Below are 17,315 nucleotides of genomic sequence, written 5' to 3'. Positions count from 1 at the left end.
GGTAATTCATTTAGGACTGCTAGAGACAAAACCAACAGCAATCACGCCAATGTAACGGGATTTTAATATCATTTGTTGGTTATCGGTTGATCGGGGCTATCATAATACAGTTCAATTATCAATATTGAGTTTGACAGATGACATTTCAACAATTAGCGATCGGTAGCTATTTCCGTCTTCCTGGAATAAGTTACAGTTGTGTATATCGCAAAGCCAGTTATTCTTATTGCAGTCTCAATAAACTATTACAACCAATTCGTCCCACAACAAAAGTTATTCCTTTAAATGCCAAAGAAATTGCTAAATATTTTGCCGAGCAGAAAGAATTTATGAATCAACTCAAGAGATAAAGGCTAATAATATAGCAGTCATTGATTTAGACACACAAAAGACAAGGAGGAAAAGGGAGACAAGGCAGAGATATTTGTAAATAATTTAGGATTGCTATATGGCGTTTACTAGTTGACTGAAGGACAAATCTATCTGCGTCCATCTGCGTTTATCTGCGGTTAATTATTTTTGCCTATACATCACTAGGCGAAGAAAAGCTATATTCAGTGATTATTAATGAATCGCTTCTGGCTGCGACTTCATTTGAGCCGCAATCAAAGGTACTTTAGGTGCTAGAAAAAATCCCACCAAACTAGCAAATAAAATTGGTGTAAATGGACTGAAACTAGTGAGTTTTGAGAGTAACAAAGTTGTACTAATGGGTGTGCGTGTTACGGCTGCATTTAGCGCCGCCATTGTACAAATCATTGCTAAAGCAGGATTAACACCCGGAATCAAAACTACCACAGCTTTACCAATACAAGCACCAGTGAAAAATAAGGGGATAATAAATCCACCACGCCAGCCACCTGTGACTGTCATACTAATAGCTGCCATTTTACCCAAAGCCAGTGTTAACAGAAAAATCCCCGAAAAACTAGTTGTCAGGACAGTTTCTAATTCTTCATGGCCAAAATAACGGGTGAGAGGTAAGAAAGTGGCTAAACTACCAATTCCCAACCCGGCTAATGTGGTGCGTAAATAAATGGGGCCGGGTATGCGGTGAAAAACATTGTCGCAGGTGCGAAAAATCCAGATGAAAATCCATCCTGCGATCGCCCCAATCATCCCAAACAAAATCGCCAAGGCAAAATCATCGATATTTTCTAAGCGATATTGGGGAAAATGCCAAGTTGGTGCAATTCCTAAATGAGTAATCGCCGTAAATACCAAATAACTCGCACAACTAGACACAATTGCCGGCATTAACGCTTCGTAATATTCCACAACATGCTGATGATGCAAGATTTCTAAAGCAAACATCGCCCCGCCTAGAGGTGCGCCAAACAAAGCCGTAAAACCAGCCGCCATCGCCGCCAAACTCATCGATCGCAAATCTTCACCTTCAAGTTTCAGGCGATCGCCTAACCAAGTCCCAAAGGAACCTGTAACCTGCACCAATGGCGCTTCTGGGCCAGCACTTCCACCAGCCGCAATACTAACTAAAGAAGCTAGAATCATCGAGGGGTTTTTTCGTCCATCCAAGCGTCCACCGCGAAAATGAATATTATCCACAATCACGGCAATTTCCCCAGGATTACCCAAAAAATGAATCACTAGCCCCACAATTAAACCAGCCAGTGGCATCACAATTAACAAACTTAAACCTTGGAATCTTTCCAACTGGTGAGTTAACAGTTCTAAAACATTCCAGTACAACCCAGCAAACAAACCACTAACCGTCCCTACCACAACCCAACGCAACACCCAGCGAGAAATCATCAAGGGATTACGCCTTGACAGTCCAAACAGTTGCGTTAATGCCCAACTTTGGGGTTGATTATTTGGGGGTGGCGGATTTAATGGCACTGTTAATATCCTTTTGAGAAAACTACAAATAATGAAGATTTACTACTATCTTGTATAATACTTCCGTTATCCCTGCTCACTCTAGCAGTCATAAATCAGTTATAAACAAAGCCACTGACTCAGCCCTAGTCTCTATTTGCTGCTGAGATGAGTTATAAATCCCATCAAATTGGTATATCATTGAGCAATTTAGATTTTTGAGGGGTTGCATCATGACTAATGTAATTTTTGACTTACTGCCAGAAATATCAATTATTATTTGTACCTACAATCGCGGCAAATATTTAAATCGTTGTATTAATAGCGTACTTGCCCAAACTTTTCAAGATTGGGAGTTAATTATAGTAGACGATGGCAGTAACGATAATACGTTTGAAATTGTAGATCAATATATTAATGTTTTTCCGAATGTTCGTTATTTAAAGCATCAAAACAAAAAACAATGTCATGCTAAAAATGCTGGCATTCAAGCATCTTTTGGGAAATACATCACGTTTTTAGATAGCGATGATGCTTATTTGCCAGAACATCTAGAAACTCGCCTTAAATATCTACGGCAGTATCCAGAAATTGATTTAATTGAAGGTGGATTTCTTACCGATGAAGAAATTTGGGTTGCTGACTATTTTCAACCCGGTAAAATCATAAATCTGCGAGAATGTGTACTTGGCCCGACATTTTTTGGCAAGAGACAAGTCTTTTTTGATTTGCAAGGTTTTAATAATATGACTTACGGAGAAGATACTGATTTTTGGGAACGGGCAGAGAAATTATTCAGAACTCAAAAATTACCTGATTTGCAAACATATATTTATACAAGAGCAGAAACTAGTGTGACTAAAAGTTTCTTAGAATCAACTTCCCAGTCCCCATTGCCATAAACAATATTTAAAGACTAGCATGAGTATCATACCAAGGCTCTTTTAGTTGCAGACTTTCTAGTAATTTTTTTCCCAAAGGGAATTTTAAAATCCCATTTGTACCCAAAAGTCTATATTCCAGAAAAACCCGTTTGTAGACCTTGAGTACTTCAGTTTCAGACAACCAAACTCCTGGGGCTTCTTCTCCAAAAAGTCCACTAGCACCGTATTCAAATTGATGGCTGATATATTGACCTTCTTTCGCTGGGAAGGGACAGATTTGTCGAGGTACATCTGGTTGTCTGATAGCTTTGAATTTCTTGTATCCAAGTTCCTTTAACAGCGCAAATTCTTTTAACAGGTCATGCCAAGACGCTTTTGTAGATTCTATAGATAGAAACTGCGGTTTGCTTTCAACTTTCTGTAAACCCTGTAAGCATAATATATCAGCACCTTCAATATCAACTTTTAGATAATAGGGAGTGCCAAACTCCTGTAAAATATCTTCAAATCTTCGCCCTTCTACTGTTATAGCTGTAGAGCGTGTGCCAAAAAACTCGTTACGCTGGACAAAATCGGGTGAAGTTGTACTCCAAAAACTTCTGTCTAGGTTGACATATAGAGTAATTGGTTGATTTAGAGGGGATACAGCAATATTTAAGAGTAGCAACTGACCAGTTTCTATATAAGAATTTAGTTTTTGCTTAGTGTCACTATAAATATTGGGGTTAGCTTCAATACCAATAACTCGAAATCCTTTTTTGAGATAAAACTCAGTATCTTCTCCTGTATGAACACCAACATCTATGACTAAATTTTTATCCATCTTCGACCTATCCTAATTGCAAATACATAATATTTTAATCTAAATTAGTATTTTTAGAGATACTTTATAAATAGGCGTTTAGCGATCATACAGACTGTGTATAACGGAAAGTTATATGAAACTTACTATTTTTTCGTTCTCCAATCTTAAAATTCTTTATCAGTTTCTTGGCTCTATTTGGCGAATTACTATTTTTCTATTTATCTTGAGTATCAGCATTGTTTTGTTATCTAGTTGTGAGGTAAGAGAAACTCAAAATGAGCAAATTACTCGCATCACACTATGGCATGGAATTAATCCACCTGTAAATCGTGATGTATTCCAAAAATTAGTAGATAAATTCAATCAAACTCATGTTGATGTCCAGGTAGAATCTATTTACGCTGGTCAACTGGGTCAACAACTACCAAAAATCTTAACAGCAGTTGTTGGTAAAGTACCGCCCGATATTCTCTGCTTTTACCCCCAAATTACTGGTCAGTTAGTCGAACTTAGTGCAGTTCGTCCGTTAGAAGGTTGGTTTGACAAACTACCTTTAAAATCAGAACTTAGCCAGAAGCTTTTAGACGAATTAAAGTTAGATGGGCATTTATGGTCAGTACCACTGTATACAAGTAATATTGGCATTTTTTATCGTCCCACATTATTTAAAGCTGCGGGGATTACAAATACACCCAAAAATTGGGAAGAATTGCGACAAGCTGCCAAAAAATTAACTGTAGACCGCAATGGAGATGGACTGCCAGAACAATATGGAATGTTGCTACCTATGGGTAAGGGAGAATGGACGGTTTTTAGTTGGTTTCCCTTTTTATCGAGTGCTGGCGGTGAAATTGTCAGCAATGGTGTCCCGAATTTAAATAACCCCCAAGCAGTTCACGCGCTTCAATTTTGGCAAGACTTATTAAAAGATGGTTCCGCCACTCTTTCGCCACCAGAACGCGGCTATGAAGAAGATGCTTTTCTTCAGGGACGTGTAGCTATGCAAATTACTGGCCCTTGGACTTATATCACCAAGTCTCAGACCGACTATCAAGTTTTCCCTATACCCAGAGATGTTGAATCAGCGACTGTCACAGGTACAGGTAACTTTTATGTGATGAAAACTACGCCAGAGAAAGAACAAGCTGCACTGAAATTTTTAGAATATGTTTTGAGTGAAGAATTTCAAACAGAATGGTCTATTGGTACAGGTTTTTTGCCAGTGAATCTCAAATCTGCCCAAAGCGAAGCTTATCAGCAATATATCCAGCAAAAACCTTGGATCAAAGTTTTTTTAGATCAAATGTCTGTAGCCCGATCTCGTCCTACTTTAGCTGGATATAGTCGTATATCTGAAAGTCTTGGTCGAGCAATTGAGGCGACGTTGCTAGGTGATTCTCCCCAATCTGCACTTAAGCAAGCCCAAGAACGTTTAGAACTGATTTGGGGAAAGTGAAACAGAGCAAATTTACACCAATTTTATAGAAAATTATGAGTGATGAAGTCTCTCATTGCGATCGCCACAATACAGCAATGAATGAATATTGTATTTGCCAGCAGTGCTTTTGAGAATTTGCCGAACTATTTGATTTTCAGTTTCTGCCCTAATTGATGATGGCTGATAGCAGCTTATCTAAAAACATGATTTATGTTTTTAGATATAAAAATTTTATGAAGCTTCAGTAAAAACACTTGCTTCAGATGGTTTTTTAGAGAAAAGTGTTGTGTATCAGCATCAATAGCATAACTTACGTATAAAGATTTTCGATTGAGATGAAAGGGATGTAAGAGTTCTGCACACCTACACCCCTTTAAAGCCTCATACCCTTATACCTTTCTGCGTATCAACTTTGTCATCTTCACAAGCGTAAATACAATGAAAAATTTTGGTTTGACGAATACTTTACTAGTGGCTGGTACAGGAGCAGCATTTGTTTTTACTGCTAGTCCATCTCCAGCAGCAGTGATCAATATTTCAGATTTTACAGAATGGGAAAGTATTGGAAATGTTAACTTGAGTGGTGAGCAAGCTGCTCTGTTTACTGGTGATGGTGTTTCTGACACTAATCTAGAGAACTTCTTGGGACTAGCGTCTGGAACTTTAGATACTTTTAATGGTCAAAATGTCACTGATGGTTCTGCTATCAAAAACACGCTGACAGTCCAAGCTGGAGATGTTTTGACATTTGATTGGCTCTTCCAAGCTGGTGATTATCTACCTTACAATGATTTTTCTTTCTACTCTATTGGTACTTCTCTAAATAGACTGGCTGATGTGCTTCAGGTAGGTAATTTTGGCCAAACTGCATCTCGAACTGCTTACACATTCACCACAGGCGGCACTTACACTATAGGATTCGGGGTGGTAAATACATTTGATCGGTTTTCTGGTGATCGGTTTTCTGGATCAAATCTGACTGTTCGCAGTTCTCGGAATGATGAGCCTGTTCCTGAACCTATGACTATTGTCGGTTCATTGGTAGCAGGTGCTTTTGGTGTGGCTTTACGCCATAAGAAAAAGCAACAACAAAAGGTTGACTCGGATGTGTGACCAAACAATCTCTATGGTTGTGTGTAGTAATGCAGTTAAATGTAAATAAATATTAATATGAGAGCGATCGCCCATCGCTCTTATTTTATGGATTAAAAACTAGAAACTACAAAATTTGATAAGTCATTGTACCTGTACCCAATTTGTGAGATTCTAGATAATCGCTGCTATTAAACTTCAATTCACTGGGTAATAAACTTAGATGTCTCCTTTACGTTAGCTACAGATACGCCCCTCCCAGACTCTCAGACGTGGGTATTGATGCGTCTAGTGAGATTGCTGACAACCAGAGTTTCAGGTTATCGAAGGTCAAGCTGACCCATAATTTTAGAGATTTGGAGAATACAGAAAATACTGGTGCAACCCGCAAATAAATATGTGTCGATTTTGCTCCAGGATTAACCATCCCCTAAACTTTTAACTGTTATTTGACTATTAGGATAGGACAAAGATATGGAAAATAAGCTGATGCTGATGATTCCTGGCCCCACACCAGTGCCAGAGGCTGCTTTACTTGCTTTAGCTAAACACCCCATCGGACACCGTACCAATGAGTTTAGTAACATTTTGGCAGATGTGACAGCTAATCTAAAATGGCTGCACCAAACCGAAAGCGATGTGCTGATGCTGAATGTTAGCGGTACAGGTGCGGTAGAAGCCGGGATCATTAATTTTCTATCCCCTGGCGATCGCATTTTAGTTGGTAGTAATGGTAAATTTGGTGAACGCTGGGCGGAAGTCGGACAAGCCTACGGGTTAAATGTAGAAACCATTACAGCAGAATGGGGTCAACCTTTAGACCCAGCGCAGTTTGCGGCCAAACTACAAGCCGACACAGCCAAAGAAATCAAAGCTGTCATTGTCACCCACAGCGAAACCTCCACTGGCGTTCTCAACGATTTGGAAACCATCAACCGCCACGTTAAAGAACATGGCGAAGCTTTAATTATTGTGGATGCTGTCACCAGTTTGGGCGCATTTAATTTACCTGTGGATGCTTGGGGATTAGATGTCGTCGCGTCCGGTTCTCAAAAAGGTTACATGATTCCCCCTGGCTTGGGTTTTGTGTCTGTCAGCGCCAAAGCTTGGGAAGCTTACAAAACAGCTAAATTGCCGAAATATTATCTAGATTTAGGCAAATACAAGAAATCCACCGCTAAAAATACCACTCCTTTCACTCCCCCAGTAAATCTGATTGTGGCACTGCATACCACCTTGGGCATGATGAAAGAAGAAGGCTTAGAATCTATTTTTGGCAGACACGAACGCCAAAAGAATGCGACTCGCGCCGCTATTAAAGGTTTAAACTTGCCCTTATTTGCAGCCGATAGCCATGCTAGTCCAGCCATTACAGCCGTAGCACCACAAAATATTGAAGCGGATAAAATTCGCTCATTGATTAAAAAACGCTTTGATATTGCCTTAGCTGGTGGTCAAGACCATTTGAAAAATAAAATTTTCCGCATTGGTCACTTGGGTTTTGTGAGCGATCGCGATATTCTTAGCTGCATAGCATCCCTAGAAGTTGTACTGTTAGAACTCGGTTATGAAAACTTTACTCCGGGTGCTGGTGTAGCGGCAGCAGCTAAAGTATTGAATGGTTAATCGTCAATGGTCAATGGTCAATAGTTATTCATCAAACTTCTGACCAATAACCAATGACCAATGACCAAAAATTAAAAGAGCGAGTAGAATTACCATCTTTAACTCGCTCTTTCAACCTGGACTTACATAAATAGGCTTGGTAAAAGTCAGTTTTCCTGTATATCAGCCTTGTTCCAAGGCCGTTTGGATGTGACATACCTGATTTTCTCCTGCAAGAGTTTTCATACTTAAACAGTTTCTAACCAATCGTAAATTTTTTCTAACTGTTCCATCGTAATCAACCCATACTGCCAAAGAATCATCGGTAAAGGCCCTGGGTCTTGCTCCCGATGCCGTAAAGCTACTGCCAAAGATGCTGCCGAAATTGACAAATCTTCCTGTAAAAAATGAATCAGCCTTGAATATGTTGATGGTGACATTTGTAACTCACCTCCTTGTCTAGTGTGTACGCTCATAAATCAATTCACCATTCCTCTTTTGTCCGCAGCTACTATTTCAGTTGAGACTGTGCAATTACCGGATGAAGATCCGAAAATATTGCTTGATTATCCGCAAATAGAACAATTTTCCTAAAAAACTAGGAAATTCCTGGCTTTCAATCATCCGTTTGCTCAGTTTTTTAGTAGCATCTTCGGCAAGTTAAATAAGTATCATGCTGAATTTGCCTGAGTGTTCTATTTAATTACACATTGAGTAACAAACATTCCATAGCCTATGCTCCCTTATGCCAGACTGTTTACACTTACGCCAAAAGGAAGATTTTTCACTATGGAACCTTAAGATTGTTATTTTACCTCTTAAGTAGTTTTTTTTACTATTTTTGTCATCATATTAGATGCTTGAAAAATAATTTGCGAGTTCACATCTACTTAACAGTTTTTTTACAGAAAAATTATTGATGAAATGTTGCTATGGCTAATTACACCAAGGTTTTTAAGTCTTATTACCGTAAGCTACTGTGATTTAAAAACTTAATTTTGACATTATCTCCTATTTTGAGTTTCAGTTCTTTGGCTCGCCCTGCACGTAATTCTATTACAGTATCAACAGGTACATTTGGCCCGTAAGTGGCACAAGGCTCACTAGCACAAGGTGGCGCAGAAGCCTGAATATACTTGATTACGCCATTTTGTAAAAAGACCATATCCAGTGGCACAGGTACATTTTTCATCCAAAACTGCACAGGCTGTGCAGATGGAAACTTGAATAACATCCCGCGATTATCTGGCAATGCAGGTCTATTCATCAAACCTTTTGCTTGCTCTTCTGGAGTCACCGCTACTTCTAATTCAATGGTTGTCCCGTTGGGAACAACTGCTTTAGCTGAAATTGGTAGTGTTTGTCCAGTTTGCACTGCAATGGGAGTCTTGGCTGTTGTCTGCGTAGAACATCCCATGAGAAACAGACTGAGCAGAATTGGCAGTAAACTTAGCCAACGTATCATAAAATTTGCCATTTGGTTATTTAAATTTTGATTTTACAGAATTTACCCTAGAAAGCCCACTTCTTTTTGTATCTTTTTTGGTCTTATGGCAATGACAGCGTTGTTTATTTGAGTGCATGGGAAGAGTGGGAGGTGTGGGAGGTGTGGGAGGTGTGGGAGGTGTGGGAGGTGTGGGAGGTGTGGGAAGTGTGGGAAGTGTGGGAAGTGTGGGAGGATGGTGAAGAGATCGCGTAACCCAACAAAGTCTTGAGGATGTTGGGGTGTAGGGGCGTGTAGTTAAGTTAAAATAGCGCCTCCCATTAACCTGTCATACCGATATTTCAACTCTTCTTTCATCAAATACCAGCGTTCTAAGGTAACATCAATCTCGATAACTTTCTCGGCTGCTTGCCGCGCTAAGAGTAACACTTCTTCATCTTCAACCAAACTCGCTAAGGTAAAATCTGGCACACCCGATTGGCGAGTTCCCAACACTTCACCAGGGCCACGGAAACGCATATCCATTTCGGAAATGAAGAAGCCATCCTGAGATTGTTCTAAGACTTTCAACCGTTGTTGAGCATCAGGGCTTCTCGAACTACTCATCAACAAACAATAAGACTGAGCCGCACCCCGACCGACACGCCCCCGTAGTTGATGCAGTTGAGATAAACCAAATCTTTCTGCATTTTCAATGAGCATCACAGTAGCATTGGGTACGTCTACACCAACTTCTACTACTGTTGTTGATACTAAAATTTGGGTTTTGTTGTCTCGAAATTTGGTAATTGCTTCGTCTTTCTCGGCGGAACTCATGCGCCCGTGGAGTAAGCCGACTTGAAATTCAGGAAAGACGGTTTCTTGTAATTTTTGATGCTCTTCTACTGCCGATCGCAAGTCTAATTTCTCAGATTCTTCTACCAAAGGCAACACCACATAAGTTTGCCGACCTTGAGCAACTTCGCGGCGGATGAGGTCGTAAGCATGGCTACGCTGCTGGCTTGTCAATGCAGTGGTTTGAATTTTCTGCCGTCCTGGTGGTAATTCATCAATTTGGCTGACATCCAAATCTCCGTGAATTGTCAAGGCTAATGTCCGGGGAATGGGAGTCGCGGTCATTGTTAAGACATGGGGTTGTTCGCCTTTTTGTTGTAATAACGCCCGTTGCTTTACCCCAAAGCGATGTTGTTCATCAATGACTACCAAACCCAAGCGATGAAAGTTTACCGGGTCTTGAATTAAGGCGTGAGTTCCCACTAACAAAGGTAATTGCCCTGTGGCTAACAATGAATGAATTTCCCGACGTTTGGCAGTTTTGGTAGAACCTGTGAGCAATTCCACAGGCAAATGTAATAAATTAAACCAGCTAACTAACTTGCGATAATGCTGTTCTGCCAAAACTTCTGTTGGAGCCATCAAAGCGGCTTGGTAGCCAGATTGAATCGCCGCTAAAATTGCTACCACAGCCACGACGGTTTTCCCGGAACCAACATCGCCCTGTACTAGACGATTCATTGGTGTGGTTTTTTGCAAATCATTCAAAATATCATTCAGGACTCGTTGCTGTGCGCCGGTGAGTTGAAAGGGTAAGATTTCGTAGAATTTGCCAATTAACTGCCCTTTAGGCGCAAGTATGGCACTGGTTTGAATGGCTTTGGCTTGTTGCTGACGTTGGAGTAAGCCGAGTTGCAGGTAGAAAAACTCATCAAAAACCAGACGACGACGGGCAGCTTGTAAAGTATCGCTATCAGAGGGAAAGTGAATATTAGCGATCGCATCTTTCAATTCCATCAAATTATACTTTTCTCGCAAACCCTTGGGCAGTGGGTCTTTGAGATGGGCTGCTGCTGGTAAGGCTGCTATCACCGCCTGACGCACCATATTCGCCATCACCCCTTCAGTTAAAGCATAAATTGGCACTACCCGCCCAATAGTCAAGGACTCAATGGTGTCTCCTGGATGTGCCAAAACTTCCAGTTCTGGGTTATCCAATGTCAAGCCATATTTACTTTCTTTTACCAACCCACAAGCCGCCACCATACTACCGACTGGGTAACGGCGTTTCATACTTTCTTGCCAACCACGGCTAGTAAACCGCGCCCCCGCCGAAAAGCGACCGACTTTAATTTGTCCGGTATTATCTTTGAGTACCAGTTCTAAAATTGATAATTTTTGATTTTTCGGGCTAGTGAAACAATTGCAACGCTTCACACTAGCCACAATAGTGACTGTTTCACCCGCCTGTAACTCGCGGATATTGACTTGACGCGCATAATCAATATGGTCACGGGGATAGTAAAACAGCAAATCTCGCACCGTGTACAAATGCAAAGCCGCTAATTTATCAGCTTTCCGAATACCTATTTCTGGCAAATCGCTGAGTTTTTGGTCAATTCTGGGCGCTAGTCTGCGACTGACTTCATTCACCACAGGCGTAGAATTAGGGATTTTCGCTTTATAATTTCTTCCCTGCTTCTCTAACTCCTCTGGGTCTTCTAGTTGTTTTTGCAGTTGGTCAAGATACCTGCGAGTGGTAGCAATTAAGTTTTGTCTGTCTTTGACTGCCAAATTGGGATAGTCGGCAAATTTTGTGGCTAATTCTTGCCAACGACGACGCTCCACAGCAGGCAAAGCCGCCGGAAATTTCCCAAAAGTCAAACTGAGAAATTCACTAAAGCGGTATTGTCTGCCCATCAAGTCTGTAAAGCCATTTTCTGCCTCTACAGCCAAGGCTTTATGTAAGCGTATCCAATCTGGTGTGTCATTAGTCATTGGTTATTTGTCATTAGTCATTGGTCATTGGTTATTTGTCATTAGTCTAGGACTTACGCACCAAGATTGTCTGTGGGGATTGGGTGTAGGGGTGAAAGGGTATGGGGTGTAATGGTTTTGAATACTTACACCCTTACACCCTCATACCCCTGTACCCTGTTCTAAAACCTTATTTTTTCGTTTTTTTGCGTAAGTCCTATAGTCATTGGTCATTAATATTTATACAAATTGACAAATGACGAAGAATACATGACAAATCACTAATCCTCATACCAACTTGAGCGCCAAGCTGCTTCGGCTTCAGCAATTGAACGTTCCCGTTGCTTCTTTTGATATTCTCGGCCGAGTTTTTGGAGTTGTACTAATATATTCCGAATTTGTTTGCGGCTAGATGCTAGGGTTGCGTCGGCAAATTCAATTTCTCCCAGTCGCAGATTAATGGTCATAATCTGTGTCAAACTCGATTCTTCCTCGTCTTGTTCGTTGTCAATTTCAATGACCAAGTTGAGGAGATTTGGCGGCCCTGGCATCACTTCGGCGGCTGCTTCTGAGGCGGCGGCGGCGGCTTCTAAAATTGGTTCTGGGACTTTTTTGGGCAGAATATCAGCTTGTTGCAACAACACATTTGTATCATGAGAAACTTTTTTGAGCGCCTGTTGTGTTAATTCTTCTAAGTGATTTTGCCATTTGGCTATTTCTACAGGGTTAGAAGAATCAGGAGGATTGAGTTTTGGGTTCTCCGTCACCGCCTCTTCTTCTGTCTCGTTTCCCTCATTTTCCTCTTCTGTAACTATTTCACCATTCATATAGGTGATTAATTCTTCAGATAGCTGTTTTCCGAGTTGGCGGATGGCTTGTTGCAATTTTTGACGTTGATTCAACGACAACTTTAAAAAGTTTTCGGGATACCCCTGAGTACACAGATGGTAACTTGCCAGAATCAACTGCTTCCGCACAGCTTCACCTAAGAGGGTGAGATAAACAGTATAAGCACTTTGGAGTTCTGCTGCGATCGCACGTATCGCTTCTTCCAGCATCGCCAAATCCCGTTCAATTCGCTCAATTGCTCTCGCCATATCTTTTTTTAATTGCCCATCATCCAATTTTAGATTTGAGATTTGAGATTTTGCGAAAAGTTGCGTGGGCGGGTTCCCCGACTCGAAGCACACTTTTCAAGACGGATTGAGAATTGCTGTATGTAAGCAGGTCGGTGGAATTAAAGATAACTAGTGAGGGCTGTCATTTGTGATTTGTCGTTGGTCATTTGTAAGTGTTTCCAGGCTATTTACGCTTCGTAATATAGTTTGGTTTATTTCCACCGACTTACTTATCTAGCTTCTATCAATCATTTTCTAAATTGGTATTACGATTATTATGGTACAAATGTACCCAGCTATCTTCTAATAATAAAATACAGGTCAGCTTAGTGTAAAACTGACCTGTCTTAAAAAAGTTATTGGTCATTTGTTCATAACTAATGACCAATGACCAATAACTAATGACTAAAAACCAAATTACTTCGCCCCGATTTGAGCTGCAACTTCATCAGCAAAGTTAGTTTCTTGTTTTTCAATACCTTCGCCGAGGATGTAGCGCACAAAGCGGCTAACTGTTACTTCTGCACCGACTTTAGCCTTGACTTGCTTGACCAATTCTTCAACAGAAATACTTTGGTCGCGGATATAAGGCTGATCGAGCAAAGCTATTTCTTTAAGACGTTTTTCAATTCGTCCTTGAACAATCTTTTCTCGGATGCTCTCTGGTTTGTTTGCCAAATCATCCTTGCCCATTTCGATGTCCTTTTCTTTTTGGACAACTTCGGCTGGGATTTGGTCTACGCTGACATACTCAACGTTGGGACAAGCTGCAACTTGCATAGCAACGTTCCGTGCCAACCCTTTGAATTCTTCGTTACCCGCAGCCGACTCAGAGGCAGATTCTAGCTCAACTAATACACCAACACGACCGCCAGTGTGAATATAGCTATCTACTACTCCGGTTTTACCGCCTGCTACTGTAAAGTTGACAAAACGACGTACTTGGATATTTTCACCGAGTGTAGCAATGGTTTGCTTGATGAATTCATCTACAGTTACGCTCTTATCTCCAATGTAAGGTTGAGCCAGTAAAGACTCAACACTTTCAGCAGTGGCGGCTTGCTGTGCTAGGCTCTTAACCAAAGATTTAAAAGCTTCATTGCGAGCCACGAAATCTGTTTGGCAGTTAACTTCTATTAGTACACCTACTTTGCCATCAGCTTGAATGTAGGTGTCTACTAGACCTTCAGCTGCAATGCGATCGCTTTTTGTGCCCGCAGAAGTGATACCTTTTTTACGTAGCCAATCTATCGCTTGTTCGATGTCGCCGTCATTTTCTTTTAGCGCCTTCTTGCAGTCCATCATGCCGGCACCAGTTTTTTGGCGTAGCTCTTGGACGAGTTTTGCAGATATGTCCGCCATGTTGCCTCAATTCCTAACTTGACCTAGAGTTTTTATCGCTTACGGGCGTTGAGTATTTCTATCTTACTCAGAAAGTGAAGACACTCTGAAGTCTGAAGTGAGAAGTATGAAGTATGAAAAATAAAATTTCATACTTCATACTTTATCCTTCATACTTTATTCTTCTTCGTCTTCGTCGTCAGGAATTAACGAGTCTGAGTAATCACTTTCGTCGTAATCGTAATCTTCCTCAGCGCCTTCGTAATCGTCGTATTCTTCTTCTACATCCAGTTGGCCATGACGACCTTCATAAATTGCATCTGCCAACTTGCCAACTATCAGCTTAATGGATCTAATAGCATCATCATTTGCTGGGATAGGAATATCAACTACATCTGGGTCGCAGTTGGTATCCAACATAGACACAATGGGAATTGACAGTTTTTGACATTCTTGAACTGCGTTATATTCCCGGCGTTGGTCTACAATGATCACCACATCAGGGACTTTCCGCATGGTTTTAATCCCACCCAGGTATTTTTGTAGCTTCGCCATTTCCCGACGCAGCATCGAAGCTTCTTTTTTCGGCAACAAATCTAAAGCACCGTTTTCTTCCCGGCGTTCTAAATCTTTCAGCCTTTCTACCCGTGTTTTAATAGTTGACCAGTTGGTGAGCATTCCACCCAACCAACGCTGGTTAATATAGTGAGCGCCACAACGAGATGCTTCTTGAGCAATGATTCCTGCTGCTTGACGCTTCGTACCAACAAACAAGAATTTCTTACCTTGCTCCGCTTGGGTTCTCATATAGTTGTACGCGTTATCCATCAACTGGGCTGTTTGCACCAAGTCGATGATATGTACACCATTGCGGGCAGTGTAAATGTACGGGGACATTTTTGGGTTCCAGCGACGGGTTTGATGCCCAAAGTGAACCCCTGACTCCATCATTTGAGCCAATGAAACGACTGGCATATATTCTTAACTCCTATTCGGGTTAAACCTCCACCCAGGTGTATTTTCCCAAAAGAAAACACCCGAACTCCTGGATGTGCGGATTTTAGACAACTCTACTAGGGTAACACAAATCATTCATGTCGGTTAACCTCTCCTTCCCAATGTTCCACAGCAACACCAGCCGTTGGGTGGACGTAATTTTATTGGTAATCCCAAACAACCGACAATCTCTGTTTGTAATTTAGTTGATGGAGAATATCAGATTAGTAAGTTTAGAGATAGCGATGCCATTATCTCCCAAACTTTTCCTGAATTACATCTGACTCCAAATCAAATTTTTCAAGCTGGGTTGGTATAAATTTTGAATTTGTAATTCAACTGAAAAAATCAGCTAAAAAATGCGTAGATTGGATTTTACTCAGTACCCTACAAAAAGCCAGCAAAAATCCAACCTACACAAATTTAAAATTAATTCAATTAATTAACGTCGTCTACTACCAAAACCACCGCTACGGCTGGGAGTCCGACTCCGGCCACCACTACCAAAACTACTACCGGAATTACGTCTAGTAGTACTAGATTTACCTGATGGTTGCAGTTCACTAGCACCATAACCAGAACCACTAGGACGATTTGTAGTTCTTGTTGGGCTTGTGCTGCGGACGTTAGAGCCACTAGGATAGGTGTTTCTAATATTGCCAGTGGTACGGAAAGCTGTACGATTTCTTACTGCTGCGGGTGGTGCATTATAGCGGCTGCGGTAACTGCTAACTGCTTGGTCGTAGCTAGAACCATAACCACCAAAACCAGTTAATCCGCCTGGTTGATAAACAGGGGGTACATAATATTGGGGTCTAAATAACAGACTACCAATTGCTTGACCTGCTATACTCCCAGCCAGAGAACCAGCAAAGGGCGACCAAAAACTGTTTTCTTGTCGAACGACAACCGTTTCTTGTCTTCCTGTTTGGGGGTTAGTTTGGGTTTGAGTTACGTTGTGGACGTACTCAATTTTGAAGTCTTCTGTCAGGTATAAAGCTGGCTGGCCTTTTTCTACTTTCAGGTAAGATTTTTTACCTGCTTTAATTTCGTCATCAGTCAGCCTGGCCATTTGCAAGTTTTCGGTTGTAAAGGTGGGAGGTGTGCTGTTTAGTAAAAACAGTGTATATTCTCCCGTTCCATCGTCATAGGTAGCCTGTTGTACTTGATACTGACCATCAGTTAATTTGGTGGCAGTAGAAGTTTGGCTAACATTCCGGCCTGTAGGAGTAGTTTGCTCTCCACCGCCACAGGCAACAGTTGTTATACACAAACTCAAGGCTAAAACAACAACTGTAAATTTACGTAATATGGTCATGATCATTGCAGTATTGTCTTATCTCCGAGCTTAACAACTTCTTAAAATGGTTGGTGTGCGGACAACCCAACAACTTACAAAGGTATCAATTCTGGGTAATATTGCAACAATTCATCGTTGCTCAGTTCATCGCCTAGCTGTGCTGGCGAAAAATGTACTTGAATGGCTCTGAATTTGTTTTTGTAGTGCAGATTAATCAGGGCTTTTAACCCTTCTTTGAGTGCGCGAATATTCGATAGGTCGGTTTCTAACTCTGGTACTTCACCTTCCAAAGCGACGGTAATCATCACCACAACATTGCGGGTAACTGGAATAGATAAAGGTTCATCAAACCCAGAAGGAGAATCCCAATCAATATCAGCACCGTACCTTTCGGCCGAGTCAGTAAATAACTCGTTGACATAATCACCTGCTTCGCCTTCACTCCAAAATACGTCGCCTTCGTTGGCAGCAGACATCCAATCTTGATCGTAGCGCAGAAGGGTTTCGCTCAGTTCGACTAATGATTCTCCTAAAACCTGCATATCGCCTTCAGAATCGATCGCATCTCTCGCACCACGATTTAATACACCTAAAATTGGCGCAACATCTGACCCACCCAAGTGAATAAATAACCGAGAGACTACATAGCGAGTCCGACCAACCATTTTGTTAAAGGTATCACGCATTTGCTACCTCCAAAAA

General features: G+C 41.2%; 15 protein-coding genes and 1 pseudogene. 6 read left to right on the top strand and 10 right to left on the bottom strand.

Going from position 1 to position 17,315, the window contains the following annotated elements; translation table 11 throughout:
• Window positions 1-137 precede the first annotated feature (137 nt).
• Entirely contained in the window at window positions 138-350 is a 213-nt protein-coding gene (locus tag H6G77_RS31070) for a hypothetical protein (RefSeq protein ID WP_190589633.1), read from the top strand.
• A 214-nt stretch (window positions 351-564) separates the two neighbouring features.
• Here H6G77_RS31070 and H6G77_RS31065 read toward each other — a convergent pair whose 3' ends face one another.
• On the bottom strand, window positions 565-1,860 hold the full coding sequence (locus tag H6G77_RS31065) for a chloride channel protein (RefSeq protein WP_313954535.1): 1,296 nt from the start codon (window positions 1,858-1,860) through the stop codon (window positions 565-567).
• A gap of 212 nt (window positions 1,861-2,072) precedes the next feature.
• Between H6G77_RS31065 and H6G77_RS31060 the strand changes: the two genes are divergently transcribed.
• Window positions 2,073-2,741: a glycosyltransferase family A protein gene (locus H6G77_RS31060; protein ID WP_190589632.1), complete on the top strand. Its 669-nt coding sequence runs from the start codon at window positions 2,073-2,075 to the stop codon at window positions 2,739-2,741.
• Window positions 2,742-2,748: 7 nt separating this feature from the next.
• Here H6G77_RS31060 and H6G77_RS31055 read toward each other — a convergent pair whose 3' ends face one another.
• A complete protein-coding gene (locus H6G77_RS31055; RefSeq protein WP_190873595.1) occupies window positions 2,749-3,546 on the bottom strand; it encodes an FkbM family methyltransferase in 798 nt (265 codons plus the stop codon).
• Between the two features lie 115 nt (window positions 3,547-3,661).
• On the opposite strand from H6G77_RS31055, the gene H6G77_RS31050 reads away from it, so the two are divergent.
• From H6G77_RS31050 to H6G77_RS31040, 3 genes are all read left to right on the top strand, one after another.
• The gene (locus H6G77_RS31050) at window positions 3,662-4,984 is read left to right on the top strand and encodes an ABC transporter substrate-binding protein (protein ID WP_190873594.1); all 1,323 of its coding nucleotides are present in this window, start codon (window positions 3,662-3,664) and stop codon (window positions 4,982-4,984) included.
• Window positions 4,985-5,404: 420 nt separating this feature from the next.
• Entirely contained in the window at window positions 5,405-6,079 is a 675-nt protein-coding gene (locus H6G77_RS31045; RefSeq protein ID WP_190669418.1) for a PEP-CTERM sorting domain-containing protein, read from the top strand.
• A 453-nt stretch (window positions 6,080-6,532) separates the two neighbouring features.
• Window positions 6,533-7,684 (top strand): alanine--glyoxylate aminotransferase family protein, encoded by a 1,152-nt coding sequence (locus H6G77_RS31040; protein ID WP_190589628.1) that lies wholly within the window; start codon window positions 6,533-6,535, stop codon window positions 7,682-7,684.
• Between the two features lie 227 nt (window positions 7,685-7,911).
• Here H6G77_RS31040 and H6G77_RS31035 read toward each other — a convergent pair whose 3' ends face one another.
• The 6 genes from H6G77_RS31035 to rpsB all read right to left on the bottom strand — a co-directional run bounded on the left by H6G77_RS31035 (window position 7,912) and on the right by rpsB (window position 15,292).
• On the bottom strand, window positions 7,912-8,139 hold the full coding sequence (locus H6G77_RS31035) for a DUF2949 domain-containing protein (RefSeq protein ID WP_190589627.1): 228 nt from the start codon (window positions 8,137-8,139) through the stop codon (window positions 7,912-7,914).
• Between the two features lie 488 nt (window positions 8,140-8,627).
• Window positions 8,628-9,128, bottom strand: a complete 501-nt coding sequence (locus H6G77_RS31030) for a DUF192 domain-containing protein (RefSeq protein WP_190589710.1) — start codon at window positions 9,126-9,128, stop codon at window positions 8,628-8,630.
• A gap of 276 nt (window positions 9,129-9,404) precedes the next feature.
• Window positions 9,405-11,879: an ATP-dependent DNA helicase RecG gene (gene recG / locus H6G77_RS31025; RefSeq protein ID WP_190873593.1), complete on the bottom strand. Its 2,475-nt coding sequence runs from the start codon at window positions 11,877-11,879 to the stop codon at window positions 9,405-9,407.
• A 260-nt stretch (window positions 11,880-12,139) separates the two neighbouring features.
• Entirely contained in the window at window positions 12,140-12,955 is an 816-nt protein-coding gene (locus H6G77_RS31020) for a hypothetical protein (protein ID WP_190589625.1), read from the bottom strand.
• A gap of 438 nt (window positions 12,956-13,393) precedes the next feature.
• The gene (gene tsf, locus H6G77_RS31015; RefSeq protein WP_190589624.1) at window positions 13,394-14,338 is read right to left on the bottom strand and encodes a translation elongation factor Ts; all 945 of its coding nucleotides are present in this window, start codon (window positions 14,336-14,338) and stop codon (window positions 13,394-13,396) included.
• A gap of 156 nt (window positions 14,339-14,494) precedes the next feature.
• Window positions 14,495-15,292 carry a 30S ribosomal protein S2 gene (gene rpsB, locus H6G77_RS31010; RefSeq protein ID WP_190589623.1) on the bottom strand — a complete coding sequence of 266 codons (798 nt, stop codon included), beginning with the start codon at window positions 15,290-15,292 and terminating at the stop codon, window positions 14,495-14,497.
• A 166-nt stretch (window positions 15,293-15,458) separates the two neighbouring features.
• On the opposite strand from rpsB, the pseudogene H6G77_RS31005 reads away from it, so the two are divergent.
• Window positions 15,459-15,632, top strand: a pseudogene (locus H6G77_RS31005) (Uma2 family endonuclease); the annotation flags it as partial.
• Between the two features lie 123 nt (window positions 15,633-15,755).
• Here H6G77_RS31005 and H6G77_RS31000 read toward each other — a convergent pair.
• Together H6G77_RS31000 and H6G77_RS30995 are read right to left on the bottom strand one after the other, a co-directional pair.
• Window positions 15,756-16,637, bottom strand: a complete 882-nt coding sequence (locus H6G77_RS31000; RefSeq protein ID WP_190873592.1) for a hypothetical protein — start codon at window positions 16,635-16,637, stop codon at window positions 15,756-15,758.
• 68 nt (window positions 16,638-16,705) lie between these two features.
• A complete protein-coding gene (locus H6G77_RS30995; protein ID WP_190589621.1) occupies window positions 16,706-17,299 on the bottom strand; it encodes a DUF1517 domain-containing protein in 594 nt (197 codons plus the stop codon).
• Window positions 17,300-17,315: the final 16 nt, after the last annotated feature.

Origin of the sequence: Aulosira sp. FACHB-615, from assembly GCF_014698045.1 — a bacterium.
Classification (GTDB): Bacteria; Cyanobacteriota; Cyanobacteriia; order Cyanobacteriales; family Nostocaceae; genus Nostoc_B.
Note: the sequence above shows the minus strand (reverse complement) of the source record. Positions and strands in the feature narration are given on the sequence as shown.

Bases quoted from the DNA above. Each gene is read 5' to 3' on its own strand.
- H6G77_RS31070 (WP_190589633.1), top strand. From the start codon at position 138: ATGACATTTCAACAATTAGCGATCGGTAGCTATTTCCGTCTTCCTGGA.
- H6G77_RS31060 (WP_190589632.1), top strand. From the start codon at position 2,073: ATGACTAATGTAATTTTTGACTTACTGCCAGAAATATCAATTATTATT.
- H6G77_RS31055 (WP_190873595.1), bottom strand. From the start codon at position 3,546: ATGGATAAAAATTTAGTCATAGATGTTGGTGTTCATACAGGAGAAGAT.
- H6G77_RS31050 (WP_190873594.1), top strand. From the start codon at position 3,662: ATGAAACTTACTATTTTTTCGTTCTCCAATCTTAAAATTCTTTATCAG.
- H6G77_RS31045 (WP_190669418.1), top strand. From the start codon at position 5,405: ATGAAAAATTTTGGTTTGACGAATACTTTACTAGTGGCTGGTACAGGA.
- H6G77_RS31040 (WP_190589628.1), top strand. From the start codon at position 6,533: ATGGAAAATAAGCTGATGCTGATGATTCCTGGCCCCACACCAGTGCCA.
- H6G77_RS31035 (WP_190589627.1), bottom strand. From the start codon at position 8,139: ATGAGCGTACACACTAGACAAGGAGGTGAGTTACAAATGTCACCATCA.
- H6G77_RS31030 (WP_190589710.1), bottom strand. From the start codon at position 9,128: ATGATACGTTGGCTAAGTTTACTGCCAATTCTGCTCAGTCTGTTTCTC.
- recG (WP_190873593.1), bottom strand. From the start codon at position 11,879: ATGACTAATGACACACCAGATTGGATACGCTTACATAAAGCCTTGGCT.
- H6G77_RS31020 (WP_190589625.1), bottom strand. From the start codon at position 12,955: ATGGCGAGAGCAATTGAGCGAATTGAACGGGATTTGGCGATGCTGGAA.
- tsf (WP_190589624.1), bottom strand. From the start codon at position 14,338: ATGGCGGACATATCTGCAAAACTCGTCCAAGAGCTACGCCAAAAAACT.
- rpsB (WP_190589623.1), bottom strand. From the start codon at position 15,292: ATGCCAGTCGTTTCATTGGCTCAAATGATGGAGTCAGGGGTTCACTTT.
- H6G77_RS31000 (WP_190873592.1), bottom strand. From the start codon at position 16,637: ATGATCATGACCATATTACGTAAATTTACAGTTGTTGTTTTAGCCTTG.
- H6G77_RS30995 (WP_190589621.1), bottom strand. From the start codon at position 17,299: ATGCGTGATACCTTTAACAAAATGGTTGGTCGGACTCGCTATGTAGTC.